Here is a 7706-nt window from a genome sequence, read left to right on the forward strand (position 1 = left end):
GGGAGGAACTATGCGTGTCATAGCGTCCGTCGCTTTAATTGCCTGCGGACTCGTTAGCAATTCTGCCGCCTTCGCTGCCGGCCCAGATGTAATTGTCGGCTTCATCGATGGCGCTAGCCAACACGGAGCACCCGCAGCGGGAAATGTTGCATTTTCTGCCGGCACGACCTCCTGCAATATTGGCGATGCTGAACTTTCGTGGCGACGTTTGCCAGATAGTCGACATCCGGTTATCACATTGAACTTGTATCGGTTACATGACGGTCAAATGCGGCAGCTCGCCGCGTCTTGGGTCAAGCACGGATTTTTTGCGACAAACGAGGACCACTGCCGAGATGTGAAGGGGGTTCCAGCTTGCGTCCCGTCTGCGAGTGACGCGCTAGGCCCAGGGTGCTCCGATCCCTACAATGCATCGCTCAATGCCAATCCAAATTGGCTTGGACCGCGAAGCAAAATTAATCCGACCAGCGGCGCATTCGACGCGGCCACAGCCCAGGATCTCTCGGGATATCCAGACAGCGCCGCTGAAGACAGAACCCTTCTGGTATCTGAATCGGATCTCAGCTTAACTGACGCGCGCTTCTTTCTGGAGGCTCATTACGTGACGGCTGATGATGCTGCATCAGGCAATTCGCGGAACAACGTCTCGTTCAGGGAGGTCGAACCAGTTTTGTCGAACGGCATGTACACGCTTCGATTTCTTTCCACGGAAACACGCGGCGAGCCGGCATTAATGGCGTGGAAGGACGCCACCTTTGACGAATTGAGGGATGAGGAGCAAGGTCTCGAAAGCTTTGTAATAATTGCGTCAAAGGCCAGCAAGATTGCAGGAGGTCGCTACCGTTACGACTACTCGGTCTACAACATGAACAGTCAAAGAGGGATCGGCCGTTTTAAGATCGACCAAGTTCGTGAAGCAACCGACATATCGTTTTCAGCAGCGCCGCCGCGTGGCGAAGTATGGTCCAGGGACGATTGGGCATCTCGTCTCGAGGACGGGCAACTCGAATGGTACACACATGACCATGCTGATATGCCTAGAGCTAACGCGCTGCGCTGGGGAACAACCTACAGCTTCTCATTTACCTCCGCCTCACCCCCTACGAGCGGAGCGGCAACAATCCATAAATTCGAGCTGACCGAGGGCACTCCGAGCGAGCTTCGGACCACTGTCGTCGCGCCAGCATCGCAGTAGATCGGTGTCACAATAGGAGGCGAAGATGATAACTCGGCGAAGTGTCCTCGGGGCTGGCGTGACGGCCGCATTGATCGGTCCAACGGGCAGGGCGTCGAGTCAGGATCAAAACGTTATTAGACGCTCTGTCGGGACAATGGCAGACAATGATCCCGACCTGGAAGCCTATCGCGCGGCGGTTGTCGCGATGCGTGCACTTCCAGAAGGCGACCTTCGCAATTGGCGGAAGCAAGCTGAGATTCACCAAAACTTCTGCCCCCATGACAACTGGTACTTTCTGCCGTGGCATAGGGCATACCTCCGCTCGTTCGAGCTGATCTGCCGGGAGCTTTCCGGGAAGTCAGATTTCGCCTTGCCCTATTGGGATTGGACGGTCGACCGCCAGATCCCAACCCCCTTCAGAATGAGTGAAGGAAACGAACTTTACCACGATCGTCCGGGCTTCCAATCGAACGATAGTCTTCCGGATGACATGGTGGGCGAGGCAGTAATCGAAAGAATTCTCTCCGCAGTCACACTCCAGGACTTCGGCAGCACTCGCCCGTCGGGACAGGACTCAACCGATTCTTCGTGGCAGAGACGCCGGGGGGACGCAACCGAACTCGAATTCAATCCCCACAATGGAGTCCATGGAACGCTTCAGGGTGACATGGCATCGTACATGTCTCCGCTTGATCCCATTTTCTGGCTTCATCACTGCAATGCTGATCGGATCTGGTCAATCTGGTCATCGCGGCACCCCGGAGTGGATTTCGATGACTTGTGGCTTCAGATGAAATTCAGTGGGCAGTTTACCGTGGCCGGAAACACCAGTTGGGAGCCCTCGGTCGCCGACCTCTTGTCCCCGGAGGCACTTAACTACTCGTATGGACCGATCCCCATCATCGTGGAAAATCGTGACGCGGCGCTGATTGAGCGGATTTCTCAGTGGCAGGGTCTCGCGCGCGATATCAGAGAGTCAGCTGGCGCAACGCTTACTAAAGTGCCCGCAGTCTCGGGCGGCGAGCCAATCCTAGTTGCCTCGAAGAGCGTTGGCAGTGCAGCAGACATCACCAAACCGCTTTCTGTTGCATTCAACACCAACGTCGCGGTCGAAGAGCTTTTCAGGTCTGTTGCGCTTCCTCAAAGTGGGTCGCCAGAATTCCTTCGCGCTCCATCAGTTAATAAGGCTTTTGCTGCCATCCGATCAGTATCAGAGCCGAAGGATTCATCTACTAGGGTTAGGGTTTTCGTGAATTGCGACTACCTATCGCCGCAGACGCCGGTGAGCGATCCTCATTACGTGACATCTTTCTCTTTCTTTGGCGGAGGCCATGGTCATGGGGACGAGGGGGATCTTTCTGTGACTGTGGATCTTACGGAGGCCCTGGCAAAAGTTCGGAGGACAGGAGGTCTTACGGGCGATCAGATCGTGGTTCAGTTAATGCCAGTGGGAGCGGAATCCCCACAAGAGTCGTTAGTGCAGCCTAAGCTGATCGACTTGGGAGTGCTTTAAATCGCACTTTTGTGACATTATATAGCGTTAAGTTGCGATGATGCGAGACGAGGCGTACGATGAGCAAGGCACGTTCAGTTTGGATGGCTTTTGTGATGTCGTTATCCCCAGTGGTAGCAGCTGCCGAATGCGACTCGCATGCTGCCAGGCACCAACCCGTCGTCATCGCTGCACCAAGTGTTTCTGGCGATCGCCTCTCCCTTAACGTTCAAGTAAAGCAGGAACTGACTACAGGTAAGCGACCACCCACGAGGGGGGTCGTCGAACTTAGGTCTCCAAGTAGCGGCGAGACCATCAAGATCGGCACTTTCTCGGTGTTTCCATCTGGGGAGGGCGAAGGCACTCAGAACTATCGCTTCGATGTGTCTTCCCAAGCCGCCAGCTTGAAGTCCTTGGGCCCCTCCTTAGAGGTTGCTGTTGTTGCAGTGGACGCAATTACCGGTGAGCCAACTTCCGATAACCCCTACGAGGTGCTGGGGGCAAAATTTCAAACGGTGAACTGATCCACAGCTTGAACGGATCTCACCGTAAGACCGTATGTCCGCCTCTGCTGGTGAGGCGTGCCCTACACTGCGCGTCCGAGGGTTGCTCAGGCGATCCGAGCCGATCCTCATCACAGGAGGACGTCGTGGCAGATTGTAGGGAAGACATTTGTCGGAATCGATACGCGTCGCGTGAACATTTAAACGACGCGCAATGATCATTGTTCAAAAGGGCTCGCTGAGCGCCAGAAACAGCCATCTACCCTGTGCGAACAGATGGCCACTTTCGACCCTACTCGGGCTTTGAAGCCGGCAAGCCCGGGGGTTGGAGCCGGGAGAACACGCTTTCGGGAGGCGCCGCGGCGGACCGGACGTTGTCGTCAGTTTCCTGCTCACGGCTGCTAGCCAAGATGCGATTTTCGAACGTAAGTAGCTAAGCCTTCTACCCCTCCAAACAGGCGAAGAGGGTTTATTCCTTCGTCGATCAGTTTTTGTCTCATGTCATGAACCGAGGAATGCGGGACCGGTACGCGTTTCGCAACCCTGCTGTTAACAGCGTCGTCCAATGCACCGTCGTTGCCGTGGAATGTGAAGCACCCAGACTGAAGGCGAACTCTCTGGTTCGACCACATTGGTCTCATGGCGATAGGTCTCTTGTTAGGGAACGAGATGGCTGCTCTAGCAGCCGACGCGGCTTCATAATAGTCGAAGCTCACGCGGTCCACGGCATCGTATATTACCCGCTCGCCACAAAAAAGCTCATTAAGCTTGTAAGGGTTGAGGACCCAAATCCAAGGATCGCCAGTTCCTTTTCGCTCTGAATTCGCAACGGCAAAATACATTGCCGCATTTAGGTCCGTGGTCCAGTCAAGTAACCTAGTTGGAACGCCGTAATGTTGCATGAACGAAAGACGTTCCCAGCTGTCCTGAATGGCCACCCCTTCAATCATCGTCCAGGAAATTGGCGAACATGTTGACCTCGGCATCGGCATGCCGATTTTGGAGCCGCAATAGTGAAGGTCTCAGCCGATGCCTTCCGTCACTTATTCCGCGATACCATGCTCCCCCGGGTTCTGTGCCGGTCCGACGACGAGCGTCCTGTATCGACGCAAAAAAGTCATTGAAGGGCAATTCGAATACCTCGATAATTGAGATCCGGGGTAGTGTTCAACGGTTAGCACGCCAGGTCGTGGACTTGGACGTCTTGGTTCGAATCCAGGCCCGGGACCTAATTCCGTTTCATACAATTTGCAGCGAGATGTCTGTTTCGGAGAGCTAAACTAGGTGCCCTTAAGATTCCTGCAATGGGGGCGAAGCGGACGCCAAACGTTGCGAACGTCCTGCTCTCCACCCGACCGGGACGCCTCTTTTAATCTACGCCCCGACACGACGTTGCACCGGGGAGAGGAATTGAATTCGGTCGGTTCCTCCAATAGCGGCAGTGCCAACGATTGGCACCATTGGTTGTTCGAGTTCCTTGGCAGATGGCCGTCCTGTTTTGAACCCGGCAAGCTCGTCATCCCTCCTGGCAATGCGGCTTTCAAGATTGGCGATGCGCTCGGCCAAGAAATAGCGCCCGACCAGAAAGCCTCCGCTTCCAAAAAGGATCGCGAACATGGCAAAGGCGACCGGGTTGGCAAGTACCAGTGCCGAATTGGTTTGTATAAAATCGATAAGGTCCTGCATCTCACATCCTTTCAATTTCTCGGCAGTTTGTGGATTTCCAGGCTTACCGGGCCGCCTCGATCACAACTGGTGCAGAACAGCGCTCTCTCGACGGTGCTGAAGAGCGCAGCCTTTCCATACCTCCGGATGAGCGCCGCCGGCTTGACCTCTGCGTGATGGGAGCAGTTTTTGCACCACGCCCGGAGCTTATGCCACTCGCGCAGATCACCCAGTGACACGTCGAGCCCGGCATGCACACTGCCGTCGATGATCGTCTGAGGCGGGATCTTCGCTTCGCCGGGCGTAATTATTTTTTCCATAACGTGGCGGCTGTTGTAGTGGATAAGCAACATGCCCGGCCGGCGACGGATCGCAGCTTGCCAAGCCGCCTGGCTGACCATTGAATCGGGTGATCTGTTTATCGTTTCGACAAGCGCGGCTTCTTCGCTGTCCCAAACCTCGATCCGGAAATTGTCTTCCGCCGTGTTTGCCATGGTTAGGACCGCGCCTTGTGCCAGCCGCGCGAAAAGCCATTCGAGACTGCTGCCCGTGTCAGGGCGAGCTCGCGCTCGAGTTCGGCGTTGATGGCGAGCACGTTCAGCAGGGCGACCAAGGCATCGCCACCTGCCGCAGCGATGGCCTGCTGGGCAGCCAATTCCAGTTCTGACATAGCTTCGCCGGCCGGCGCGTTGTGGCGCTTTCCCATAGCCCTTCCTGCTTAGAAGCATTCAGGAATAAGGAACATATTCCTTACTCGTCAAGGTCTGGCTTGACTCTTTGTTCTCATTTTGTTCACATTGGGTGACAACCGAAAGGAGCGGATCATGAGCAACCAGAAAGAACGGTGAACATACCAGAATTCTCGCTCTTGGCCCGCTCAGCGTGCCGGAGATCCTGCGCAACTGAGGCATACCAGAAGCTCCATGACCTTGGCGAAGCGTCAACGCGAGCAGCCGACAAGAGGACCCACAGGTGAGCGACGAACCAATCAAACTCGCCGACGGCATGATTGTGGTCCCTCGCGAACATGGCCGCATCGAAAGCCACGTCTGCGAACATCCCGGCTGTGGAAGGCACGCCGGTTTTGGATTCGCAAAGCCGCGACAAACGCCGAATTGGTTCTGCCTTGAGCATCGTGAGGACGGGGAGCGCTGCCTGTGATCAATCGGCCTAAGAATCAGAATTCTTATCCAGACCGCGAGATCGATTGCCAAGAAGCGATGGAGCCCGGCTTTCAGGCGATCGTCGACTGCATGCTAGAAGCCGGCTGGGCACGCGGCGAGGTGATCCGCTCGCTGCGGCGGCTGATCGCGGCCGACAACATGACGCAAAAGGAAAACGCCAAGGTTGAGGCGGAGCTTGCGATTGCCAGAGCGATGATCCGCTCCGGCCGGCGGCTGTTCTAGGCAGCGAAGCCTTAGAGCTTCGGCCCTAGGCTAGGTCGTGAACTCATAAATGCGGAATGACCAAGATGGGTTTTCCTTAAAGATTGCGGAGGTTCAGCCGGGAATAGGGGTGCGGAAGCCGTGAGTGTCGCAAAGCTTTTTGGCCCTGTCATCGATTTTGGAGTCACTATCAATTTCTTCGACTTTGACAGGCCCATCTGCCTTCTTCGCAAAGAAGAGAATGGAGGTCGACACGCTGCCACCATCCATAAGCCCACAAAGGTAGATAACCCCACTTTCTCCTTTGCGAGCCATCGCGATGAACACGATTGGTTCCGCCGAGATGGCAAGGTGCTTCCGGATTGCAAGCTTCAAGGGAGCTAAATCGCTAAGCGAGATGTCGTGGGGAAAGGTTTTCTCGGCGGCATCTTGAGCCAATGCCGAACTTGTCCACGTTCCGACAATAATCCACGCAAGAAGAATCAAACCTCGCGTCATCAGAAATCCACCGGTGCAAGTGGGTGTTGGTGAGATCGCCGAAATCGGCATAACGGTATTCAACTCGGGCCGTGAGATTGTCTGTGAATGCATACTCTGCCCCTGCTCCGGCAGTCCAGCCGGTTTCGGTGTCACTGAGGGTATCGGACGTCAGTCCGTTTGAGTTGGTCTAGCTCAGTTCGGAGAATGCGATACCGGCAGTGCCATAGATCAGCAGACGTTCAGTCAGGGTCATTCCCAGTCTTGCGCGGATGGATGCTTGCCAGTCCTGCTCGATCGAAGCGGTGTCGCCACCCCCAGCGTCGTCAATGCCATCGACGCGTGTTGCCAAGTGAGGAAGCCGTTGTGTTGCTCTGCGGCCCGGAGCCCGTCCACGAGGGCGAAGCCCTTGCTAAAGCCATCATCGAGACTGTCAACCGGTTAACCCGATGAACGCCAACGGCACGCCTACAGCCGAAGCCACCGATATTAGGTTTTTGGCGCACCGCATCGCCCTTTGAGAATTGCGATCTCGGTTTCGTGGTCGCCGCCCGACATTGAGGAAACCGGCACGCCTATAAGAAAAACGCCCAATGCGTCCCCGGTCGCAGTCTTGTTTTGCTGATTTGATACGATTGCCAAACGCTCCTTGTCAGCCTGTGTGCAGGGGCCGGCATTCGGAACTCCTGCGATTTTGTCAGGCGGCGTGGCGCACGCCACCAACCCAGCTAGCATTGAAATCGTCAAAGCAAATCGCTTCACAGTCCCCACCCCTTTTCACAGCCCGGCGGCACCATCGCGTAGTGGAAGACTGCGCGCAAGCTCGTTCGTCGACAGATTCGACGACAAAGTGCAAAAGGCGCATGGTCCCATCTGATGTCGGGGGATAGGTGCGAGCATCCCGGTTGCGGAAAGATTGCCGGATGGGGCTTTGCCAAGCCGCATCAGCCATCGCACTGGTTCTGTTTCGAGCAAGCGCAATGGGTGAGCCGGATCCACAAGGGGAG

The 7706-nt window shown here is 55.8% G+C and carries 11 protein-coding genes and 1 tRNA gene; 6 read left to right on the forward strand and 6 right to left on the reverse strand.

The annotated features are described in order from the left end of the window. Positions 1-10 precede the first annotated feature (10 nt). The 3 genes from ACWTU7_RS13205 (at position 11) to ACWTU7_RS13215 (ending at position 3193) form a co-directional block, all read left to right on the forward strand. Positions 11-1195: a hypothetical protein gene (locus tag ACWTU7_RS13205; protein WP_455838850.1), complete on the forward strand. Its 1185-nt coding sequence runs from the start codon at positions 11-13 to the stop codon at positions 1193-1195. A 136-nt stretch (positions 1196-1331) separates the two neighbouring features. After that, positions 1332-2690: a tyrosinase family protein gene (locus tag ACWTU7_RS13210; protein ID WP_455838851.1), complete on the forward strand. Its 1359-nt coding sequence runs from the start codon at positions 1332-1334 to the stop codon at positions 2688-2690. 59 nt (positions 2691-2749) lie between these two features. Next, positions 2750-3193 (forward strand): hypothetical protein, encoded by a 444-nt coding sequence (locus ACWTU7_RS13215; protein ID WP_455838852.1) that lies wholly within the window; start codon positions 2750-2752, stop codon positions 3191-3193. 380 nt (positions 3194-3573) lie between these two features. Here ACWTU7_RS13215 and ACWTU7_RS13220 read toward each other — a convergent pair whose 3' ends face one another. After that, positions 3574-4164 carry an FRG domain-containing protein gene (locus ACWTU7_RS13220; RefSeq protein ID WP_455838853.1) on the reverse strand — a complete coding sequence of 197 codons (591 nt, stop codon included), beginning with the start codon at positions 4162-4164 and terminating at the stop codon, positions 3574-3576. A gap of 162 nt (positions 4165-4326) precedes the next feature. Between ACWTU7_RS13220 and ACWTU7_RS13225 the strand changes: the two genes are divergently transcribed. Then, positions 4327-4399, forward strand: a tRNA-His gene (locus tag ACWTU7_RS13225). Between the two features lie 147 nt (positions 4400-4546). Here ACWTU7_RS13225 and ACWTU7_RS13230 read toward each other — a convergent pair. From ACWTU7_RS13230 to ACWTU7_RS13240, 3 genes are read right to left on the reverse strand one after another with little or no spacing between them, the layout of a single operon-like run. Next, the gene (locus ACWTU7_RS13230; protein ID WP_455838854.1) at positions 4547-4858 is read right to left on the reverse strand and encodes a hypothetical protein; all 312 of its coding nucleotides are present in this window, start codon (positions 4856-4858) and stop codon (positions 4547-4549) included. Positions 4859-4869: 11 nt separating this feature from the next. Next, on the reverse strand, positions 4870-5331 hold the full coding sequence (locus ACWTU7_RS13235; protein WP_455838855.1) for a hypothetical protein: 462 nt from the start codon (positions 5329-5331) through the stop codon (positions 4870-4872). A gap of 2 nt (positions 5332-5333) precedes the next feature. Further along, positions 5334-5543: a hypothetical protein gene (locus ACWTU7_RS13240; protein WP_455838856.1), complete on the reverse strand. Its 210-nt coding sequence runs from the start codon at positions 5541-5543 to the stop codon at positions 5334-5336. A 299-nt stretch (positions 5544-5842) separates the two neighbouring features. Between ACWTU7_RS13240 and ACWTU7_RS13245 the strand changes: the two genes are divergently transcribed. Both ACWTU7_RS13245 and ACWTU7_RS13250 read left to right on the forward strand, forming a co-directional pair. Then, positions 5843-5998, forward strand: a complete 156-nt coding sequence (locus ACWTU7_RS13245) for a hypothetical protein (protein WP_455838871.1) — start codon at positions 5843-5845, stop codon at positions 5996-5998. Continuing rightward, positions 5995-6243 (forward strand): hypothetical protein, encoded by a 249-nt coding sequence (locus tag ACWTU7_RS13250; RefSeq protein WP_455838857.1) that lies wholly within the window; start codon positions 5995-5997, stop codon positions 6241-6243. Before ACWTU7_RS13245 ends, ACWTU7_RS13250 begins: the two co-directional genes overlap by 4 nt. Before the next feature lie 367 nt (positions 6244-6610). Here the strand turns inward: ACWTU7_RS13250 and ACWTU7_RS13255 are convergent, their stop codons facing one another. Together ACWTU7_RS13255 and ACWTU7_RS13260 are read right to left on the reverse strand one after the other, a co-directional pair. Beyond that, positions 6611-6874: an outer membrane protein gene (locus ACWTU7_RS13255; protein WP_455838872.1), complete on the reverse strand. Its 264-nt coding sequence runs from the start codon at positions 6872-6874 to the stop codon at positions 6611-6613. A 15-nt stretch (positions 6875-6889) separates the two neighbouring features. Beyond that, positions 6890-7051, reverse strand: coding sequence for an outer membrane protein (locus tag ACWTU7_RS13260; protein ID WP_455838858.1), 162 nt, complete (start codon positions 7049-7051; stop codon positions 6890-6892). Between the last annotated feature and the right edge of the window lie 655 nt (positions 7052-7706).

The organism is Mesorhizobium sp. BHscii (genome assembly GCF_053848065.1).